This is a genomic window from Chitinophaga sp. H8 (genome assembly GCF_040567655.1).
GTDB classification, from domain to species: domain Bacteria; phylum Bacteroidota; class Bacteroidia; order Chitinophagales; family Chitinophagaceae; genus Chitinophaga; species Chitinophaga defluvii.
On the sequence record NZ_JBEXAC010000001.1, the window covers coordinates 176,687 to 197,627 of the forward strand.

Consider the following 20,941-nt stretch of genomic DNA (forward strand, 5'->3'; position numbering starts at 1 on the left):
TAAAAATATGCCTGTAGTACGCAATGTATTTACAGCGTGTAAAGGTAAGGGATTAGTTGGCTTGTAGGGAAGCAGGAAATGGGCTAACAAACAATGCCGGATTTTTTCCTGGTGTTACGCTTTTCGGGGGCCTGTCATTGCTGACTATGAATATCGTAACCACTTGTTAGCCGGATATTAAGTCGGGGTTAACTAATGGTTAAGTAATGGCATTCCCGGATTAAAGCCGGCGTTATCTCCAGGCTTTTCCATGTATGAACCATACATAACCCAGAGATGTTCCGTAGATATCCCGACTAACACTATTGTCGGGATATCTACGGAATATATACGGGACATATACGGAATATCTACGGGATATCCCTATTGAAACATAGGCCTATGGCTGGAGTTGTCATAAAAAAACATAGGAGAAAAGTGCAATAAAGGGTCAGTAGGGGGGTAAAACGCCAACGGGGTGCCACCTGTGAAGGCAGCACCCCGTTGAGTACCTGGTCTTGTCCCTTATGGGGGCAGGGTACTTATGAGGGAACGTCTGGTTATTATTTAGTGGCAGCAGGTTTTTGCTGCATCATTGGCATTGTTGTATTTGTCATGATGTTTTACCCAGGCCATGATATCTCCGGGTTCATTTCTTCCTTTGGGTACCCAGTCCAGGAAATTGAAGGCGCCCAGCAGTATTTCCACACCACGCGAAAAGGTTGAAAATGTGTGATAGATGTTGCCGGCTTCATCTTTGATAAATATGCTGGCAGCAGGGTGCTCTTTGCTCCTGATGTTGCGCATTTTGAAATCATGGTATACCGGCCCTTTGTCCAGATCTTCCTGCCTATAAGACACATGAAAATCGTAATTGAAGTTATTATGGAAGGAAGATACCCAGTTGAAGGTCCAGCCCATTCTTTTCTTAAAGGCTTCCAGTTTTTCTATGGGCGCACGTGAGATGGCAGCAAAGGAGAGGTCGGCCTGTTCAAAATGGATGCGGGAGTCATCTACATGATCGGCTACAAAAGAGCAGCCGGTACAGCCTTCTTCCCAAGCCGGATCAAACATAAAATGGTATACGAAAAGCTGGCTGCGTCCATCAAAAAGATCGGCAAGGCTTACCTGGCCACCGGGTCCATCAAATACATAATTTTCGGTGATCTGTACCCAGGGCAAATCGCGCCGTTCCTGGCTGATCTTTTCCCTGAACCGGGTCAGTTCCAGCTCACGTTCTCTATGTTGCGTATGCGCTTTAATCCACGCTTCTCTGGATACTATCTGGTGTGGCTGGATGCCGGGGGCTGCAATGATTGAGGATGAATTTTCCATAACCTGTTTATTTTAGTATAAAGGTCAGCAAAGTGATTGTAAATTATAACGTGCAGAACTGCCATATTAAGGGGGGGATCGGGACAAAAATCAAAAAGCGTATGGCAGGAGGAAAAACCGGCTTAAAAAAAGGTAAAAGCTGGGGAATCCCGTTTTTTCCGGTAATTTTAGCTATCTTAAATTGACATTGCATTTAATGTATACGATATTAAGGCTCATCTTATTTGCAGGTGGGTGTTTGTTTTGCGCCAAATCGATGGCAGCACCCCGGGGACTGTTACCGGTGGATACTACTTTACCCCCCGCACTTACTTTGCAGGATACCGTTCCGGAAAAGGTATATCACGTGAAATGGAAGTATGAGCTGCCAGCGGGAACAGTTTTCATGATAGGTTCTTCCTTCCTGTTCAAAGAGCTGGATAAGGTAGCCTCCTTTACTGCCGATGACCTGAAGGGCCTGAATCCGCAGGATGTCAATGCTTTTGACCGGCCAATTATCTTCCGGGATCCTGCCGGCTTTCAGACAGCGCACAAAACCTCCAATCTTTTCTTAAATGCTTCTGTGCTCAGTCCTTTACTGCTGGCATTGGATAAAAAAGTCCGGAAAGACTGGCTGGACCTGCTCTCCCTGTACCTGGTTACCCATGCGGTGGATAATACGGTATACTTTGCAGTCACATTTCCGGTAAGAAGGGCAAGGCCACTAACGTACAACACTAACGCACCGCTGGCCGACAGGATAGGATTAGGGAAAAGCAATTCCTTCTTCAGCGGGCATGTTTCGTTCAGCTCCACGGCTACCTTCTTCCTGGTGAAAGTATATACCGACTATCATCAGATAAAAGGCTGGAAAAGATTATTGCTTTACGGGGCTGCTTCGGTGCCGCCAGCTATGGTAGGATTATACCGGATGAAGGCCGGAAGGCATTTTAAAACAGATGTGCTCACGGGATTTGTGATAGGTGCAGCCTCCGGTATCCTGATCCCGGAATGGCACCGCAATAAGGATAAAAAGAAGGGTATTGCCCTGGAGCCATTCTATGCACCGCAGTATAGCGGGGTTACGTTGAAACTCCCATTGAACTAAGCGCTGTGATACGGATGGTACCGGGCGGTTCTTACGGGTTTCTCAAACGTTTATGAATTGTAAAAAAAATAGCTGAATAGGATAACCTGACATTATTCTCATTAAATTTATTGGATGAAATAATTGCAGGCATCATTTAGGATATAGATAGCCAGGCTAAACGTAAGGAAGATAAAGACATTAATTTTTTGGTAAGATGAAAAAGTATTTTGTTTCCAACTCGACCGATTCTGTAAGGATGTTTAAAAGTGATCTCTTAGAATCATTTTCAAAAGTTAGCTTTTACGTACCACTCTTAGTATATATTCCACTGATTATTTTCCTTTCCTGGAAAGCGCTGTTTGATATCAAGGTAGGAGGCTGGGTGTTCCTGGAATTCCTGCTGGCAGGGCTGCTGATATGGACTTTATCCGAATATGTACTGCATCGTTTTGTATTTCATTTTGTACCAAAGGCGAAGTGGGCCTTGCGCATTCATTTTATTTTTCATGGGGTACATCATGACTACCCGCGTGATGCCAAGCGCCTGGTAATGCCGCCTTCTGCCAGCATTCCCATGGCATTGATCCTGTATTTTTTCTTTGATGCCCTTTTGCCCGAAAATATGATTTACGCATTTTTCACCGGATTCATTATCGGGTACCTGGTCTATGATATGGTGCATTATGCATTGCATCATGCTAATTTCAAATCCAGGTTCTGGAAAAATCTCAAGAAGCATCATATGCTGCATCACTATAGTGAGCCTACGAAAGGATATGGCGTAAGTTCTCCGCTCTGGGACCTTATTTTCAGATCAGATTTTGATAAGAAACAACCCGCAGCAGAAAAGCAGGAAACTGTGGATGTTGCACAGACTGTTTAACCCACCCATCTTTCATCTATGAGTTTGTTAGGGAAACTTAAAAATGCTTTACAGGCATCGGCGGCAGAGAATGCTTTAGCGAAGGAACGTATGGCAGCTCTCTTTATGCAGTCATTGCAGGCAGATGCCCTTGACGGGTATCAGCTGGCATATGGAAAGCATATGAAAGCGGGCCCCAGCCTGTCGGGAGGAAGCCGTCATACCTTTTATAATTATGTAGTAGGCTATAAACCTGACCCGGTTAATATTGACGTAGTGCTGGTACCGGTAGATGCTGATCTGCGTAGTTATGGCGCTCCCATTCTGATCAATACCAAAACCTTTAAAAAAGCAGGTAAAACCTTTCTGTCGGGCTTGTATAAATTCAAAACGATTTATGGCAATTCCTTTGTGTTCCAGGTACCTCCGGTAAATGGTAAGGCAGCCAGTATGATGGGCAGTGAAGAAGTAGCGATTAATCAGGAAGCAGAGGCCCGGTTGTTTAAGGCCTTTTTTGAACAGGTGCGGCAGTTGTCAGGAAAATAACGCATCCCACCTACGCTATGAAGAAGGCACCGTTTTGTATAGCTGCTGGTGGGTGGAAAAAGCAGGGATCGCAGCAGCCAGATATGGATTAATATCTGGCTTGCCCGATGTCGAGGCGATCAAATTTCCCCTGTGCGTTTTGATGGAATTTGAAGAATACTTTAAAAATACCCCAGCTGCCTGCCTGAAATTTCCCATATACCTCTTTCCCGTCATTTTCTACTTTGTCAATACTCAGAAACTTCTCTTTACCCAGTGCATTCGAAAAGAAATCATTGAAATCCACTTTGGTGCCGTCATCGGTCATTGCCGGATTAGCTGTGAAGAAGGTATACCAGGCTTTATCTCCCGCCTGTAGTGCTTCCACCGCTTTTTTCACAGTATCGTTTGTTATTTTGCTCAGGTCCATAGTTTGTTGATGTTCAGTAGACGATGATGATGTACGCGTTTGTCCGCAAAGGGTAACACATAGGGACACACACAGTGATACTAATAGCCACCTGTTGTTCATCAGTTAGTTTTTAATGGATGTTGCAGGTAAATGATAACCAGGTTCATGAGGAGAAAAGGCAGTTCAATAGCCATTCCCTTCAGGTCTTTGTCCTGCAGATGGAAGCAGATAATCAGCAGGATGCCTGCTGCCATCAGGAAGTTGCCCCATACAAAGGTTTTAGGAAAAAGGATCAGTGCTGCCGATAGCATAGTAGTAGCACCCAGTGCCATTAATCCTGTTTTGGTAAAACCCCACTTACTGAACATGTCCATCATTTCGGGTTTGCCGGAAAACATGGCATAACCCTGTTTGAAACCCATGAATACAGCCACCAGTATTAACAGGCTGTTGATGATTTTTAGTATCATAGTGTGTGTAATTTTCCCTGAAATTACCTGGTAGTATAACCTCCGTTTGCGAAGATGGTTTGCCCGGTGATCCACCAGCCATCACTCACGAGGAATTCTACCAATGGTGCAATGTTTTTGATATCTGTTAAGCCACCCAATGCTGAAGCTGATTTATGGTAGGCCACAGCATCTTCTGATTCCTGTCCATAAAAGAAGGGCGTATCCATGGGACCGGGCGCCACTGCTGTTACGGAGATACCCCGGTTGCCGAATTCTTTGGAGGCCGCGCGGGTAAAATGTTCTACCGGAGCTTTTAGCCCTTCATAAGTAGAATAATACCCGGTAAATGCAGCCAGGAGGGATGTTACGATGGTACATATCCTGCCATTGTCATTCAGTTTTTTGCCGGCTTCCTGGATGAAAAAATAAGCTACTTTGGAGTTGATATCTGACATGCTGTCGTACTCCGCTTCAGAAGTTTCTACATAAGGTTTTTTCAATACCTTTCCCACTGTATTGATGGCAATATCAATACCTCCGAATAATTTAATGGTTTCGTCAAACAACCTGGTAATGTTTTCCACCCGGGTGAGGTCTGCTTTAAAAATAAAAGCTTCTCCGCCTGCTTGTTTGATAGCCGCCAGCGTTGCTGCCGCATCGGTTTCGGTGCTGTCGCTGTTGTAGTGAATAGCTATTCTGGCACCTTTGGCGGCCAGGTTCCTGCTTAATAAGCCCCCCAGATTTTTAGCCCCGCCTGCAATTAAAACTACTTTACCGCTCAGATCATTTTTTACCATACTGCAAGTATTTGTAGATGAACAATATTGCAAAGGTTGAAAGATGCCGGGGTTTCTTTATGGTGAACTTTAGGGAATTTTTATGGTGTCAGCCATTTCGCTGTCTGCTTCTGAAATGGCCCGGTGTTTGTCCGGTCATTTTTTTGAAGAACTTCGAAAAGTTGGATGGATCGTAAGTAAGGGTGATCGCTATCTCTGAAATGGGAAGTGCTGTTTCTGCCAGCATTTTTTGTGCTATTTCGATAATCTTACGATCATAGAAATAACAGGGATGATGCCCGGTGGTTTGTTTAACCACATCAGTAAGATGATAATGGGATACAAAGAGCAGCGATGCAATCTGTTTTAATTGCATCATTTGAACAGCACGGCCGTGCACAATATCATCCAGATGCGCATCTAAAAGATCAAAATACTGATGTACGATATCTTCTGCGCGGCTTTGGGTAGTACTTTCCGTTTTTGCTATCTTTTCCGTCTTTTGCATAAAAAAATGATGTAAAGATCAATAAACCGGTATTGTTGTAATGGTGAACTTTCGGGATTGTGTAATTGATACTACAGGTGAAAGTTAACCCTTATAGTTGAAAATAACGTTTTTTAATCTTATGGCAGTCCTGCCAGAAGAGAAAACAGGCCCGCCCTACCTGGGTTCTCATGGAAAACCCTGAGAAAAAAAGTAAGGTTTTCTCCGATTGCCCTGCCCGCTGTAAAGGCTTTATTTTGTTGAAGTGATACCGTATTAAAACGCATCATGACTGCACATATGAAAAACCATGTACTTAAACCATTGTTGATTGCCGTATTGTTAATCTCCTGCAGCAAAAGCAAAGATTCCCCGGGGCCGGATAATGGCGGCATACCTACTCCACTTGGTACGGGTGTTATCTATTACGACTGGGCAAATGAAGGTATTCTGCGGTTTAATCTGGCTACCGCCACGGTAGCTACTACACAGCAGGATGATGTGAGCCGTAATGGATGGGATATCAGCATAGATGGTACAAAATATCTGCAGGCGGAAGATAAGAGCGGCGGGAACTATGACACGGAAATCTACACCCTCACCAACCTGGCAGATGGAACGGTGATCAGCCGTTTTGAAAAGCAGTCGGGTTATGCCAATCATACTTTTCCCAAACTATCGCATGACATGAAGCTGATTGCGGTGCCACCCACCTTCGATGATGGACTAATGGTACTGAGCCTGCAGGGTAAGGTATTGCATAACCTGACCAGTTTTCAGGGCAAGAAGATCGATAAAGGCAATGTGAACTGGATGCCGGACAATACCCTGCTTTTTAGCATAGGTAATAAGATTTGCCGGACCACCGCAGACTTCACCCAGGCATCGGTAGTAAAGGAACTGAATTTTGCGGATTGGGGCGATCTGTCCGTAAGCCGGGATGGACTGAAACTGGCCTTTGCTGCCGGTAATCATATCTGGATGATGGATGCCAAAGGCGGCACGCCGGTACAGGTATCCACCAGCAGCCAGGTAGAAGTAGCGCCGGAGTTTTCGCCGGATGGGAAATGGATAGTACTGGGCACCGATTATCACACCACCGGACCCTTTGGGCATATCTGGCGGCTGGTAGTGATACCTGCCGACGGAAAGAAATATAATGTAGATGCAGGGGCTGACCAAAAGGTGATTCCCCTGATTAAGAAAGGAGAAAATACCCCCGAGGCCAGCGATGGAGGAGTGTTATGGCGATAAGTAATTTAAAAATATTCATTATGAAGAAACAATTTCATCTTGTAGCAGCAGTAGTAGTATTTACTTTCCTGTTGGTCGCCTGTAAGAAAGGTGATAACCCTGGTCCAGGGAATGGCAACAATAACAATTACAACTATGGCCCTGGCTCGGTATATATTAAACAGGGAACAGAAGGGATCACCCGTTTTAATATGTCTACCGGTGTATTGGCGGGTGTATTGCCCAACTGGCTGGGCGCTGGTTGGGATATCAGCTGGGATGGCACCAAGGGAGTAAAGCAGGTAGATAAAGCCAGCTTTGATACCCGTTATATTATCTTTAATACCTCCAACGGCTCAACGATAAAAGAGATCTTTTACGAACCAAATGACAATCATGGCGGGCTGCCGTATATTTCGCCGGATGGTACACTGCTGGCTTTAATGCCCACCTTTGATGATGGGTTGGTGATCCTGAATATGGAGGGAAAGGTACTCCGGAATATTGAGGGATATGGCAATACACATGAGTTTAAGTACCTGGACCCTATCAGCTGGGAACCCGGAGGCACTATTCTGTTCAAAAAAGATGGAGGCCTTTGGCGTACTTCAGCAGACTTTAACCGTGCAACAAAAGTAAGGGACATTCCTTTTGACGATTGGAAAGGGTATGTTAGCGCCAGTCCTGACGGAAAGAAAATTGCCTTGTCGGCCGGTAAGCATATCTGGTTGATGAATGCCGATGGCAGTGATTTTCATCAGGTCACGGAAAGCACTTTTTCGGAAGTGGCCCCCTGCTTTTCTCCTGATAGCAGGTATATTGCTATGAAGGCCAATCCCCGGGCGCCGGGTGATGGTGATATCGGAGGTAATGCCTATCACCTGTGTTTTATCCCTGCCGATGGCAAGGTGTATAAAACGTATCCGGGAGAGAATAGCAGTGTGATACATCCTACAGTCAAGGGAGCCACTCCGGATTCAAGAGGGCTGGGGATAACGGTAGTAGGTGATTTTGTGTGGCGGAAATAATTATACCAGTAAAATGTGGCACCTTTCAGGCTGATGGCAAATAGCAATATTACCTGTATTTTTATTTTCAATTAGGTTTAAGCGACTTGAAGACTTTTATTATCATATCTTTTCTGATACTCAACAGCATTACAGGTGATGATGTATCCTTACAACAGGACCCCTATACAGATAGCCTGCTGAAAGTACTGGGTACCAGCGAACAGGACAGTACCAGGGCGCATATCCTGTTTATGCTTTCTGATCATTGGGCCGACAGGGACAGTGCTCAGGCAGTAGATTTTGCCAAAAGATCATTTCAATATACCACAGATAAGTCTTACCAGCGTGGACTGGCACACTTTTACCTGGCAGGCGCTTACTATAGCTTTGATAGGGGTATCAGTCAGCAGGAGTACATGGAAGCAGATAAGTTGCTGGCACCCTTTACCACAACTGCCGCCTTGCAGTATCGCTCCCGTGCATGGCATAATTACGGGGCACTGGATCAGCAAATGGATGATAGCCGGTCTTTTGTAGATATCCTGCTTACAAAGGCCATTCCCTTTGCACAGGCGGCAGGAGATGTAGAACGGGTAGCCTGGAATTATATGGACCTCGGTGCTGTTTTCATGAATTATAAAGACTATGTAAAAGCGGGCGAATATTACAAAAAAGCCATAGAGATCCTGCTGAATAACCAATATAATAACACGCCGGTACTGGCAGAATGTTATATCAATCAGGCAAAAGCATATACCTTACAGGAGCATGCAGACTCGGCCAATGCACCGCTGCAAGCCGCCTATCATATTCTGACAGCCGTAAATGATTCATCGTACCTGCCCTTATATTATCAGATCAGGGGGATGTCTTATACCCGGATGCACCGGTGGAATGAGGCTTTGGAAGCTCTGGAAAAAGGATTAACACTCGCCAGTGAACAGCATCGCCCTTATGATGCCATGAGCATACAGTATGAGTTGTATGAGATGTATAAGCGGCAGGGTAAACTGGATAAGGCTAAGCTGGCGTTGGAAGCTGTGTATAAAGTGTATGAGGAATATCCCATTGCACAGAATGGCAGGATGATCCTGTATGAGCTGGCCCAAACAGAAGCTGCATTGGGTAATCATCCGGCCGCGTTCAAAAGGTTGATGGCCTATACGCAGTTGTCGGACAGCTTTTTTACTCAAAAAACGGGCAAGGAAATAGTGGAGCTGGAAGCAAAATACCAGATGGCAGCACATGAAAAAAAGCTGTTGCAGTTACAGAACAGAAATCAGGTACAGCAGTTATTGCTTTATTTTGGTGGGATTGTGGTGGCATTGTCGGCCGCTTTTTTTGTGTATGTTTACCAGCAGCGGAAGAAGCGGGAAAGGCAGCGCATGTATGCCCTGCAGCAGGACCAGGAAATACAGATTGCCCGTGCACAGCTGGAAGGAGAGGAGCGGGAACGGAAGCGGCTTGCCCGCGATCTGCATGATGGCCTGGGGGGAATGCTGGCAGGGGTAAAACTGAATTTATCTGCGGTGAGTCATAGTAAAGAGGACAGTCAGCAGGAAGACCTGGAAAAGGTAATCGGGCAGCTGGATGATTCTGTTCGTGAGCTCAGGAGGATTGCCCGCAATATGATGCCGGAAGCGCTCCTGCGTTCAGGGCTTAAGCGTGCGCTGGAAGAACTTTGCCGGTCGATGGGTAATAAGCACCTGCGGGTAGATTATGCCTTGCTGAACCTGCCGGAAAACATTCCTCATTCCGAAAAAGTGGATATTTACAGGATCGTACAGGAATTGCTGGCCAATGCTGTACGCCACTCCGGCGCAACAGATATATTTTTACAGTGCAGCGGGCGTGACAACAGGTTTTATATTACAATTGAAGATAACGGCAAAGGAATGCCTGGCCCGGACGAACCTTATGAAGAAGGATTAGGATGGACTAACATCCGTTCCAGGGTGCACTACCTGCAAGGAAAGATAGAAGTAGACGCCAGGCCGGAGCAAGGCACTATCATTAATATTGAGATCAATGTTACAGGAGAAAAAGCACTATAGTATTGTATTGATAGAAGATCACAGCATTTTTATAGAAGGGCTGTTGAGCGTGCTCCGGAAAAGCGGTCATGCGAAGGTGATTGGCTCCTTTGGTTCCGGAAGGGAAGCGCTGGATTTTCTGCAGCAGCAATATGTGGATATTGTTTTTTTGGATATCAGTCTGCCCGGAGGGATGTCCGGCATAGAAATATGCAGTGCTATCCACCGGCTGCATCCGGAAACAAAGGTGATTGCCCTGAGTAACCATACAGAAAGAGATATTATCAACGATGTACTGAGCAATGGTGCCAATGGTTACCTCCTGAAAAATGCCTCTATGCAGGACCTGGAAAATGCCATTGAATTAGTGATGCAGGGACAGTGTGTGATGAGTGAAGAGGTACGTAGTATTATTTTTTCCGCCCCGGACAACTCCTTACGTTCTCCCCGCCTTACCGCCCGTGAAAAGGAAATTCTTTATTGGATCGGAGAAGGATTGACCACATCGGCTATCGCAGCCAAACTTTTTATTACCGTACAAACGGTAGAAAGCCATCGTTATAATCTGCTGCAGAAATTTGAAGTACCCAATGCAGTAGTCCTGGTGAAAAAAGCAATCGCCCTGGGATTGATGAAGGAGGCATAGGAACGTGCAACTAGCAATGATAGACATTTATTATCTCCCCGATACGTCTCCGTAAAAGCGTCTGAAATAAAATTTGTCTAGGTGTTTTTAGATGCTTTAATTAACAGTTTAGCAATATTGGGAATCGTTTGCTGTTTGTTAGCTTTTAAAGGGTAATCTGTTAGTTTGTCTGTTACCACTTTTATATCAGTTACCTTAGATTGGGATAACATTTCCAGTTGTTCCTGAGTAATGTTGAAATTTATTTGAATAGACAAGTCATTAGGCGTAAATGACTTATGTTTTCCAATATAAAAGAGTTTAATCCGCTCTCCTTTATCAGTCAGCAGGGTAGCACTGCTTTTATCCGGAGAAATGCTGGCTTTACACATGCCTCTTACCTCAAATTCCAGGCGAAACGAGGCAGTTGAATCTTCGGGTGTTATTACAGTATGTCCTGTAACTGCCATCCAGGCATCGCCTAATTGGAGGTATAATCCTTCTCTTGTTGTTGAAATAGTGGTACTCCCATCGGACTTGTTTGGAGTTTTCTTTTCTATGCTTTGCGCGAATGCACCCACACTACTTAGCAGGAAACAGTATAAAATCATTTTTTTCATAAAAGGTATGTTTAGGGTGTGTTACAGGGGTAGAAATAGCTTAAGATTTTAGTTTTCAGGGAACAGCGGTCTAAGTTACTTTATATTAAGGAGTTTTTAGCTTGAAAAATTGCATGAGTATGCTGGCGTTGCCGAATGGGGAATGAAAACGTAATTTCGCTTAACAAAATATTGTTAAAAAACATCAGTCATAATGTAATGAAGCGGCAACAAACAGAAGATATCATTAAGTTTTTAAAGGATAATATTCAACCTTTGGAAGATAATGTTTATGGGCCTAGTTATAGGGCATCGGTGTATTTGACAGACGGAACTTTTTTGCCTTGTGTCATTTTTCGCAATACGAAGCCTATTGTAAATTTAGCTATCAGACGATTTAAAGAAGAGCGAGTTGGAAAAAGTATTTTTAACCGTTCTTCAGGGCTCGGATACTATGAAATTATCAAGACTTTTGTAGCCAAAGGGAATTGTATTAATGACTATGATATTGCTAGCGTTGAGAAAAGTAGATTTGCGTTTCCTTTAAACATACAAATGCAAATTCGTGGTGAAACAACAATGGGCTGGACAGGATTTGCAGCAAAAATGAAAGATGGAAAATACTTTAGTTTCGGTTCAACTTTTCATTGGGCGTTTTTTCAAATGCCGGATGGTTATTCAGCTGATGACATTGGAGAAATAATAAATCATAGTTATGTTTTGAAATCAGGCGAATTAAGAAGCCATAAAATCGCATTTTCTGAATACCCTGACGACTATAAAGAAGTAGTGATTCACAGAGAGCGACCATTTTTTGAATGTTACCTGGACAATATATAACAGAGGATAGCAATGTATGATAGTCGATTCCATATAAGGTGAAAACATTGGCAGAATCTGATCCCCTCAAAATTCAAGAATTTTTAGAAGGTACGAGCTTCCTCGAAATAGATTTTCAATAAGAAAGGAATTAAAACGCGGGGCTGACCAAATAGTTGCCGAGCAGCCTTTTTATGAACCTGATAGCGCTAGGGCGCACATGTGGCGCTAAACTTTTTATTACTGTACAAACTGTAGAAAGTCATCGGTGCAGTCTGTTGCAGAAATTTGAAGCACCCAATGCGAGTATTGGCAGAAATTAGAAAGTTTTAGAAATTTTACCCTAGTTTGCAGGCGATTACATGGAGGAACGGATTTTACAAATCAATCAGTCATACAATGAGCAAGAGCTGCTTTCCCGTCTCGCTGCAAGAGACGAAAAAGTGTTCCGGTACTGCTATGACCGGTTCTATGCCCCGCTGGTCTATTTTGCCAATGATTATATCAGCCTTGAAGAAGCGGAAGATGTAGTAGTAACTGTATTTACCCGGCTCTGGCAGTCGCTTGGAAACCGGGAATTTACAACGCTCATCACGCTTAAAAACTTTTTATACGTCAGCACCCGAAATGCTTGTCTGGATGTAATAAAGCTGAAGTCCCGGCAGCGGACGCGTGAAAAAGAAGCTTTCGATGCCTGGTATGAAGCCGCCGAACCGGAGCCGGCGTCCCATCTCGCGATGTATGAAGCGGAGCTTTTAAACCGTATCTACGAGGCTATTGCGCAGCTCCCACCGAAATGCCGTGATGTTTTTACCATGTCCTATCTGCAAGGTAAAAGCACGCAGGAAATTGCAGCTGCGCTACAAATAACCCCCAGTACTGTATTCAACCAGAAAGCACGCGCCATCCAGTTGCTCAAACTCTCCTTCGTAGACAAAAACCTGTTTTTACTACTTTTTTATTATTTCCTTTAGAGAAAACAGAAAACGCGTCGTTCTATTAGGTGTATCTGCCATAATATAATACTGCTATGTCTGTAAACATTGATGAACTGGTATACAAATATCTTCAAGGTCACCTGACTCCCGAAGAGAAACATTTGCTGGATAGCTGGCTGCAGGCTTCTCCCGAAAACAGGCTGTGGTTTGAAGAATGGAAAAACGCAACGCGAATGGAAGAAAAGATGCGCCGCATGGCCGCGATCGACCGGGAAAAGGGCTGGCAGCGAATGGTGAATAAAGGGGTTGTGAAAGGAGAACGGCAACCGGAGAAAGTTGTGCGTTGGCGGCGGTGGATGGCTGCCGCGTCGGTATTGATCTTGCTGATGGCGGGTATTTATTTTTGGAATAACAGCACCACACAGGTGGCCTTCGTGGTGGATGCACCCATAAAGGATATTCCAGCGGGAAAAAACGGCGCTATTCTCACACTGGCAGATGGCTCACAGGTTTCCCTGGATACCTTTAAAAATGCGACCATAGCCCTACAGGGCGGCATTAGGGTGAAAGTGGTGAATGGCTCGCTGGTCTATGAAGGCAAAGGTGATATGATGGGCTATAATACTACAACCACACCGAAAGGCCGTCAATTCCAGCTTATACTTCCCGATGGCACACAGGTATGGCTGAACGCAGCTAGCTCCATCCGCTATCCCACTACTTTTACGGGGAATAAACGATTGGTGGAAGTAACCGGTGAAGTCTACTTTGAGGTAGTGAAAGATTCCGAAAAACCTTTCCTGGTGAATGTGAACAGAAAAACAGAAGTGGAGGTACTAGGTACTCATTTTAATGTGAATGCCTACGAGAATGAAAATAGTATTAATACCACGTTGCTGGAAGGTTCAGTTGCCGTAGCCGTGTCCGCAAACATCCACCAAAAAAAAATTCTCCAACCCGGGCAGCAGGCACAAGTTCAGGTTGATCAGCAGGCACAACCCGGAATTACGGTGGTTAATAACGCCGACATAGAAAAGGTGCTGGCGTGGAAAAATGGGTTATTCGATTTTAATGGGCTAACATTTGAAGAAATTATGCGGCAACTGGAGCGATGGTATGATATTGAAATAGACATTGATAATGGACTGCCGGACATTCAGCTGGCAGGCACAATGAGCAAACAGGTGTCTTTAGAGAGAGTGTTGCGCTTTTTTGATAAAGCGGACATTCATTATAGGCTGGAGGGAAGAAAGCTGACAATTTTACCCTAATATTCACCAAACCATATCGATACCTTATGATGGAATAAACATGCATTAGACAACTGCGACTTCAGGAATGAAAAAAGATCATCCAAAAGAAAGCCGGCAGCGATTGGACCCGCCACCGGCAAATGTTTGGATGATTATATAAACGGCTTACAACCAATTTACTCACAACCAAACTATTGCAAGTTATGCAAAAAAAATGCTATTGGCCCTTCTTTGGGAGCGGGAGGTGTCAGGAGATTACCAAAATCTTGTTAATAATGAGACTGACCGCTTTTTTACTATGCGTCGCGCTGATGAATGTTTATGCTACCGGCGCTGCACAAAACATTACGCTTTCAGGAGAAAGCCTGTCATTCAAACAGGTGGTTACTGCCATCAACAAACAGACTGGATACGCCACTGTTTTCACCAGGAATACCAATTTAGAACAGAGAAAGTTTTCAGTATCAGTCAAAGACCTACCCCTCAGGGACTTTTTAAATATACTGTTGAAGAATAAAAAAAACGTATTGTACGAAATTGAGGATAAAACGATTTTTCTTTTTAGGAAAAGTAATATTGTTTCTTCACCAGCGATTGAGCCTGTAGAGCAGGCTGCTCCCCCTATCAGCATCAGGGTCGTTGATTCGCTGGGCCAGCCGTTACATGGTGCATCAGTATTGAATAGAAAGATCAAATTTTTTGGCATGACGGACGCTGAAGGATATATTAGCCTTACTGTTTCCGAGGGAGATGTGCTTGAAATTACCTTCATTGGGTATGAAAAACAGGCTGTTGTTATAAAAAATATTACTGCTGCTAATAATCTTGTAGTTACGCTAAGGCCTTCCGTTGCTAAGTTGGAAGGTGTTTCCATTGTTTCCACCGGATACCAAAAAATTCCAAAGGAGCGGGCAACCGGGAGTTTTGAGCTTTTGACGAATGAGCAGATCAATGTTAGTAAATCTTCTCATTTTATCAATAGACTGGAAGGACTGTCCCCTTCGTTGCGTTTTGAAAAACGTGTTCCCAATCTTAAACCAGAAGAGCAGATCTATCAACGAGGAAATTCAACCTATCTCGGTGCATGGAGTCCATTGATCATCTTGGATAATTTTCCCTATGAAGGGGATCTTACTAATATCAATCCGAACGACATTGAAAATATTACTATCCTCAAAGATGCTGCTGCCGCATCAATTTGGGGTACGCGATCGGGAAATGGGGTGATTGTATTGACTACAAAGTCGGGTGCAAAACTGGATCGCATACAATTGGAGATGAGCTCCAATCTTCAATTGGGGCAGAGACCTGATATCTATAAACTGCGTTTTATGTCGAGCAAAAGTTTTATCGAGTCCGAAGAAATCCTGTTCGAAAATAAATATTACGATTGGATGCTCAATTATCCGGATTATACGATATCTCCAATTGTCAAGCTGCTGGGGCAACTACGTGATGGGAAAATTGATATGGGTACTTATCAAAAGCAGAAAAGTGAATTTCAGAAATATGATGTGCGTGATGACTATATGAAATATGTATATCGAAATAGCCTAACCCAACAATATTATACAAGTCTGGCCTATGGTAGCAAAAAAATTGATTTTAGGGGAAGCTTAGGATATGACCGTTCGCTGGAAAACATAAAGAACAATAACTCTGACCGTATTAGTGCTAGATTCGTGACGTCTATCCGGCCCTCAGATCGCTTTTCCGTAGATTTACATGTTGGTTTTTCTGATAATGGGAGGAAGACGCAGGGAAATGATTCGAGGGTTGGATATGGTTCACTCTATTCAGGCGCAGGTAAAACTTTTTATCCATATGTCCGTCTTGCGGATGATAATGGTAATGGGATCGATTTGGAAACTGTAACGTTTCAGAAGTCTTACATCGATACTCTGGCTGGGGGACGGCTTTTTCCGGCTCGCTATAATATGCTGAATGAATTATATGCCAGCGAAAATCAGGTGCGTATTAGTGATGCTACAATAAGTATCGCTGCGAATTACAAATTAAGCAAGGCATTGCAGTTTAATACTTCCTATCAATTCCAGCGCTCGCTGAACAAGACTACCAACAATGAATCCCTTGATTCCTATTTTACGCAGAACCATATCAATCTTTTTACGCAGTTTACACCAGGTACCTTGACCTATAATGTGCCGGTGGGTGACATCTATTCACGACGCATAGGGGATCTGTTTTCACATTATCTGCGTGGGACTGCCACCTTTGATAAAGAATTGGGCCCTGGTGTGCTGAATGCGTTGGCTGGTGTGGAGATAAAGAGCATGGACAATCGCATTGAAGGGTACAAATTATACGGCTACAATACGGATCGGATCGAGTTTACGCCAGTGGACTATAAAACAAGTTTTCCTTTGCTCAATGGCCTGCAAGGGCGAAATCAAATTCCGAACGGCAACAAACTTGAAGAGTATAAACAGCGGTTCTTTTCGGTGTTTATGAATGGTTCATATACCCTAAATAACAAGTATATATTGTCAGGTAGTGTGCGTCGTGATGCAGCCAACCTCTTTGGTGTTGCTACCAATAACAAATGGCAGCCGCTCTGGTCTGCGGGTGCTGCATGGGAACTGAGCAAAGAAAACTTCTTTTCCCAAAGCGTGTTTTCCTATTTTAAACTCAGGGCAACATATGGTGTAAATGGAAATATCACGACCCAGATATCAGCTTATCCTACCATTGCCTACGACGGTGTTTTCCCTTATACTGGTTATACAAACGCCTATATGGTCAATCCTCCAAACCCCGATTATCGGGCTGAGCGGGTACGGATAGTTAATGTGGGGGCAGATCTGGCTATGGCGAATAGGCGTGTGAGTGCCGGGATAGATTTTTTTGTGAAAGATGCGTCAGATCTTGTTGCTCAGGCAAACATTGATCCAACAACGGGATTCTATACGCAGGCTATTAACATTGCCAATTTTAAAAATAAGGGAGTAGAACTAAATCTGCAAAGTACAAATGTAAGCAGCGGTAACTTTAAGTGGAACTCAAACCTGCTATTCACCTACAGCAAAAGCATAGTGACGAAGTATAACTATCAACATGCGAGAGTGGAAAGCTATATGTGGGCTGCTACCGCGCCTAATCCAGTAGTTGGTAAACACCTGTATGGTCTGTATGCTTTTAAATTTGCCGGATTGGATCATGAGACAGGAGCACCTTTGGGATACTATAAAGGGCAGGTTTCAAGTAACTATACGGAAATAATGTCCGTAGGAATTGACGATGTATCCTATATAGGCCCGAGTATTCCACTGTATGCAGGCTTTTTAGCCAACACATTTTCCTGGAAATCGTGGTCCCTTCGTGCAAATCTCCAATACAAGCTCAAATATTTCTACCGTAGACAAAGTATCAATTACAATGGACTGGCGCAGTACTGGATGATGCATGAAGATTTTGACCGGAGGTGGAAACAGCCCGGAGATGAACTGAACACCACGGTGCCGGCATTTATCTATCCCATTAATTCCCTGCGGGAGCGGTTCTATGAGAATTCGGATGTTCTGATCGAACCGGCAGATCATATCCGGCTAAAAGACATCAACCTGCAATATACCCTGGATGCCAGGCTGAAAGGAATAAGATCACTGACGTTTTACGCCAATGCCGATAACCTGAACCTTATTTTATGGAAAAAATCGGATTACAATAATGATCCCGATTTCAATTACCTGGTTCCAACGCCAAGACTGTATACACTGGGTATGAAAGCTACATTTTAAAACAACAAGATCATGAAAAGTTATTCAGTATATAATTACTTCCTGCTGGGCATTGTATTGCTCTGTTGCCAGGCATGCAACAAATTTTTGGAGACCAAGCCGGATACGAAACTGGCGATACCCAACACTTTTGAAGATTGCCAGGCGCTGCTGGATGGATATTCAACAGTAAATATGGGCTATCCGTATGTGGGTGAGCTGTGTACAGACAATTTTTCAATTGTCACGGATATTTGGGCCAGTATCAGTGATTATGAAGACCGCATGCTCTATATCTGGGACGACAAGATCACGCCGCCGCAGGCACAATGGGCATCGCCGTATCAGACAGTGTATATCGCAAACCAGGTGCTGTCTATTCTCGAAAATTTGCCAGAAGGTCCCCGGCGTCAGCAAATGGCGGGAGCGGCCTATTTCTACCGGGCCTATGCATTGTTCAGTTTGGCTGAGATATTTGCTCCTGTGTTGTTAAAGGATGGAAGTAATGCAGCGGTTACCGCATTGCCCTACCGCACCTCCCCGAATGTGGAAGACAAGAGTGTTCGGATACCGCTTGGAGAATTTTTCTCCAAGTTAATATCCGATCTGGAGCAGGCCGAAAAATTATTACAGCAATCTAATGGACTTCCCTCCAGACCGAATAGCATTGCAGTAGTTGCATTGTTGTCAAGAATATATCTATATCTGCAAGACTATGAAAAGGCATTGACCTATACCACAAAAGCGCTTGAGCTAAATAACGCATTGGTAGATTACAATACGCTACAGGTGGATGAGGAGAGCCCTTTTAAACAATTTAATGATGAAGTTATTTTTCAGGCAATCTCTACCGGATCATTTACTTTTTATCGTACAATATGGAAGGTTGATCCCCAGCTATACGAAAGTTATGCGGATAATGACCTGAGAAAATATTTGCTTTTTATGGATAATGGTGATAATACATTCTCTTTTAAGGGTAATTATGATGGTGAATTGAACCAGTCGCCTTTCAGTGGTCTTGCTGTAGATGAACTGGTGTTGACCCAGGCTGAATGCTTGGTCAGGTTAAAACAGGTCGATAAGGCAAAAGAATCGATCAACTATTTACGTGAAAAGCGCTATAAAAAAGGCACTTTTCAGCCAATAGTAACTTCGGAGCCCGATCTATTGCTAAATGAAATCCTGGAGGAGCGCAGAAAAGAACTGGTTATGCGGCAGCGGCGTTGGCCGGATCTAAAACGCCTGAATTTAGCACCTAAGACTGCAACGACCCTGACCAGAACGATCGCAGGTAAGCAGTATCAATTGCTGCCGAATAGCGGGTTTTACACTATGTTGATCCCACTGGAAATAATTAGTAATTCTTCTTTACCACAAACTGAACGATAATGAAATATCTATTGAATATAATACTATACTTTTTTCCCATTCTTCTTTTAGCCCAGGCAAGTAATGCTCCGCAGGTAAACGTTCCAAAAGGTATCAGAATAGGGATGGAGGTACCTGCTGATGTCTTGGGAAAGACTGTAGATGGAAAATCTATTCCGGCGATAAATGCGCTACCGCAGGACCTTGTCATACTGGATTTTATGACTACCGCATGTACCAGTTGTATTGCTGCTTTGCCCCGCTTGAATAACTTGCAAAACGCCAATAGCAATGTGTTGAAGATTATATCAGTGTCCTACGAGGAAACGGCCAGGGCCCAGGCCTTGAAGAAGAAAAATGAGGTCTTTAAGGCAAACAAACTTGATTTTGTGGTAGAAGACTCGATTTGGACCAGGTATTTCCCGCACCAAACGGTTTCACATATGGTTTGGGTTTATAAGGGGAAGGTAATTGCGATTACCTTTAGCGAATTTGTTGATCAGGATATGATTGATAGTGTTTTAAAGGATGGAAAACTTGATCTTCCGGTAAAGAACGATTTTTTAACATTTGACTTTTCACGTCCACTGATGGAAAATAACCTAGGGAAGTTTTCTTTTCTGACGGGATTTATCGAAGGTGCCTATACTAAATTTGACAGGTATGCAGACAGTGTAAATAATATGATCCGCGAGTGCATCGTGAATGCCGAGATCGTACCGGCTTTCTTATACTGCTATGGTAAGATCGTGGAACTTCCATATATTAAAGATAGCCGAATTATTGTTGAAAGACCGGACAAGGAACGTTTTATATTTGATAAAGAAAGATCTAAATACCGGGAGCTCTGGAAACGTAAGTATGGGATCAGCTATGAGGCTAATTTTGATCTGCATGCTGATACAAAGACAAATATGAAAGCTATGATTAAGGATATGGAGTTGAAATTGGGCGTTAAAACTGCGCTGGAGCCCAGGCCGGTAATGTGCTGGGTAATTAAAGATGATCCTGAGGCAAAGGCAGCCGTACGGAGTGAGGATGGACAAACGATCGCAAATTTTGCATTTATGCTTGATCTTAACGGAGAGAGGCCACCAGTGATAAATGAATCTTCAAACGGCTATAAGTATAAATTTACCGGAGGTTCGAATTACGAAGAATTAAAAGTTGCGCTGAAAAAAACGGGATTCTTATTGACCCAGGAGGAAAGACAAATTCCCTGTTTGGTAATTAAATAAACAAAATGGCTATTGTTGGGTAGCCAACAAAAAGGAGCTATTTCTTTAAGAAATAGCTCCTTTGTTTTAAGTGTGTGCGGAACATGGGAATGAGTTAGAACACCTGAGGCCTGTTTTAAAAGCGCTTTCGCCAATTCAAAATATTGATAATCAAATAAATAAAGGTGAAAACAACGTAAAATTAAGAT

At 43.6% G+C, this 20,941-nt stretch carries 19 protein-coding genes; 13 read left to right on the forward strand and 6 right to left on the reverse strand.

Translation table 11 applies throughout. The features are described 5' to 3' along the window. Positions 1-546: 546 nt before the first annotated feature. The gene (locus tag ABR189_RS00745) at positions 547-1,314 is read right to left on the reverse strand and encodes a DUF899 domain-containing protein (protein WP_354658518.1); all 768 of its coding nucleotides are present in this window, start codon (positions 1,312-1,314) and stop codon (positions 547-549) included. Positions 1,315-1,510: 196 nt separating this feature from the next. Between ABR189_RS00745 and ABR189_RS00750 the strand changes: the two genes are divergently transcribed. The 3 genes from ABR189_RS00750 (at position 1,511) to ABR189_RS00760 (ending at position 3,791) form a co-directional block, all read left to right on the forward strand. Then, the gene (locus ABR189_RS00750) at positions 1,511-2,401 is read left to right on the forward strand and encodes a phosphatase PAP2 family protein (protein ID WP_354658519.1); all 891 of its coding nucleotides are present in this window, start codon (positions 1,511-1,513) and stop codon (positions 2,399-2,401) included. Positions 2,402-2,597: 196 nt separating this feature from the next. Further along, on the forward strand, positions 2,598-3,266 hold the full coding sequence (locus ABR189_RS00755; protein ID WP_354658520.1) for a sterol desaturase family protein: 669 nt from the start codon (positions 2,598-2,600) through the stop codon (positions 3,264-3,266). An 18-nt stretch (positions 3,267-3,284) separates the two neighbouring features. Further along, positions 3,285-3,791 carry a hypothetical protein gene (locus ABR189_RS00760; protein ID WP_354658521.1) on the forward strand — a complete coding sequence of 169 codons (507 nt, stop codon included), beginning with the start codon at positions 3,285-3,287 and terminating at the stop codon, positions 3,789-3,791. 88 nt (positions 3,792-3,879) lie between these two features. Here the strand turns inward: ABR189_RS00760 and ABR189_RS00765 are convergent, their stop codons facing one another. The 4 genes from ABR189_RS00765 to ABR189_RS00780 all read right to left on the reverse strand — a co-directional run bounded on the left by ABR189_RS00765 (position 3,880) and on the right by ABR189_RS00780 (position 5,918). Continuing rightward, entirely contained in the window at positions 3,880-4,302 is a 423-nt protein-coding gene (locus ABR189_RS00765; protein WP_354658522.1) for a hypothetical protein, read from the reverse strand. Next, complete coding sequence (locus tag ABR189_RS00770; protein WP_354658523.1) at positions 4,302-4,652, reverse strand: DoxX family protein; 351 nt, start codon at positions 4,650-4,652, stop codon at positions 4,302-4,304. The genes ABR189_RS00765 and ABR189_RS00770 overlap by 1 nt, the downstream gene beginning before the upstream one ends. Positions 4,653-4,675: 23 nt before the next feature. Further along, positions 4,676-5,431, reverse strand: coding sequence for an SDR family oxidoreductase (locus ABR189_RS00775; RefSeq protein WP_354658524.1), 756 nt, complete (start codon positions 5,429-5,431; stop codon positions 4,676-4,678). An 88-nt stretch (positions 5,432-5,519) separates the two neighbouring features. Next, positions 5,520-5,918 carry a helix-turn-helix domain-containing protein gene (locus ABR189_RS00780; RefSeq protein ID WP_354658525.1) on the reverse strand — a complete coding sequence of 133 codons (399 nt, stop codon included), beginning with the start codon at positions 5,916-5,918 and terminating at the stop codon, positions 5,520-5,522. 267 nt (positions 5,919-6,185) lie between these two features. Here ABR189_RS00780 and ABR189_RS00785 point away from each other — a divergent pair, with 267 nt between their 5' ends. From ABR189_RS00785 to ABR189_RS00800, 4 genes are all read left to right on the forward strand, one after another. Next, a complete protein-coding gene (locus ABR189_RS00785; protein ID WP_354658526.1) occupies positions 6,186-7,151 on the forward strand; it encodes a TolB family protein in 966 nt (321 codons plus the stop codon). A 20-nt stretch (positions 7,152-7,171) separates the two neighbouring features. After that, positions 7,172-8,158: a TolB family protein gene (locus ABR189_RS00790; protein ID WP_354658527.1), complete on the forward strand. Its 987-nt coding sequence runs from the start codon at positions 7,172-7,174 to the stop codon at positions 8,156-8,158. A gap of 86 nt (positions 8,159-8,244) precedes the next feature. Next, positions 8,245-10,194, forward strand: coding sequence for a tetratricopeptide repeat-containing sensor histidine kinase (locus ABR189_RS00795; RefSeq protein ID WP_354658528.1), 1,950 nt, complete (start codon positions 8,245-8,247; stop codon positions 10,192-10,194). After that, positions 10,169-10,819, forward strand: coding sequence for a response regulator (locus ABR189_RS00800; protein WP_354658529.1), 651 nt, complete (start codon positions 10,169-10,171; stop codon positions 10,817-10,819). The genes ABR189_RS00795 and ABR189_RS00800 overlap by 26 nt, the downstream gene beginning before the upstream one ends. A gap of 77 nt (positions 10,820-10,896) precedes the next feature. On the opposite strand, the gene ABR189_RS00805 is transcribed toward ABR189_RS00800, so the two are convergent. After that, a complete protein-coding gene (locus ABR189_RS00805; protein ID WP_354658530.1) occupies positions 10,897-11,418 on the reverse strand; it encodes a hypothetical protein in 522 nt (173 codons plus the stop codon). A gap of 198 nt (positions 11,419-11,616) precedes the next feature. Between ABR189_RS00805 and ABR189_RS00810 the strand changes: the two genes are divergently transcribed. From ABR189_RS00810 to ABR189_RS00835, 6 genes are all read left to right on the forward strand, one after another. After that, a complete protein-coding gene (locus ABR189_RS00810) occupies positions 11,617-12,237 on the forward strand; it encodes a hypothetical protein (RefSeq protein ID WP_354658531.1) in 621 nt (206 codons plus the stop codon). Positions 12,238-12,578: 341 nt separating this feature from the next. Next, entirely contained in the window at positions 12,579-13,190 is a 612-nt protein-coding gene (locus ABR189_RS00815) for a sigma-70 family RNA polymerase sigma factor (protein ID WP_354658532.1), read from the forward strand. A gap of 56 nt (positions 13,191-13,246) precedes the next feature. Continuing rightward, positions 13,247-14,425, forward strand: a complete 1,179-nt coding sequence (locus ABR189_RS00820; RefSeq protein WP_354658533.1) for a FecR domain-containing protein — start codon at positions 13,247-13,249, stop codon at positions 14,423-14,425. A gap of 185 nt (positions 14,426-14,610) precedes the next feature. After that, positions 14,611-18,165 (forward strand): SusC/RagA family TonB-linked outer membrane protein, encoded by a 3,555-nt coding sequence (locus tag ABR189_RS00825; protein WP_354658534.1) that lies wholly within the window; start codon positions 14,611-14,613, stop codon positions 18,163-18,165. 12 nt (positions 18,166-18,177) lie between these two features. After that, positions 18,178-19,536 (forward strand): RagB/SusD family nutrient uptake outer membrane protein, encoded by a 1,359-nt coding sequence (locus ABR189_RS00830; RefSeq protein ID WP_354658535.1) that lies wholly within the window; start codon positions 18,178-18,180, stop codon positions 19,534-19,536. Beyond that, the gene (locus tag ABR189_RS00835; protein ID WP_354658536.1) at positions 19,536-20,753 is read left to right on the forward strand and encodes a TlpA family protein disulfide reductase; all 1,218 of its coding nucleotides are present in this window, start codon (positions 19,536-19,538) and stop codon (positions 20,751-20,753) included. Before ABR189_RS00830 ends, ABR189_RS00835 begins: the two co-directional genes overlap by 1 nt. The last annotated feature ends 188 nt before the right edge of the window (positions 20,754-20,941 follow it).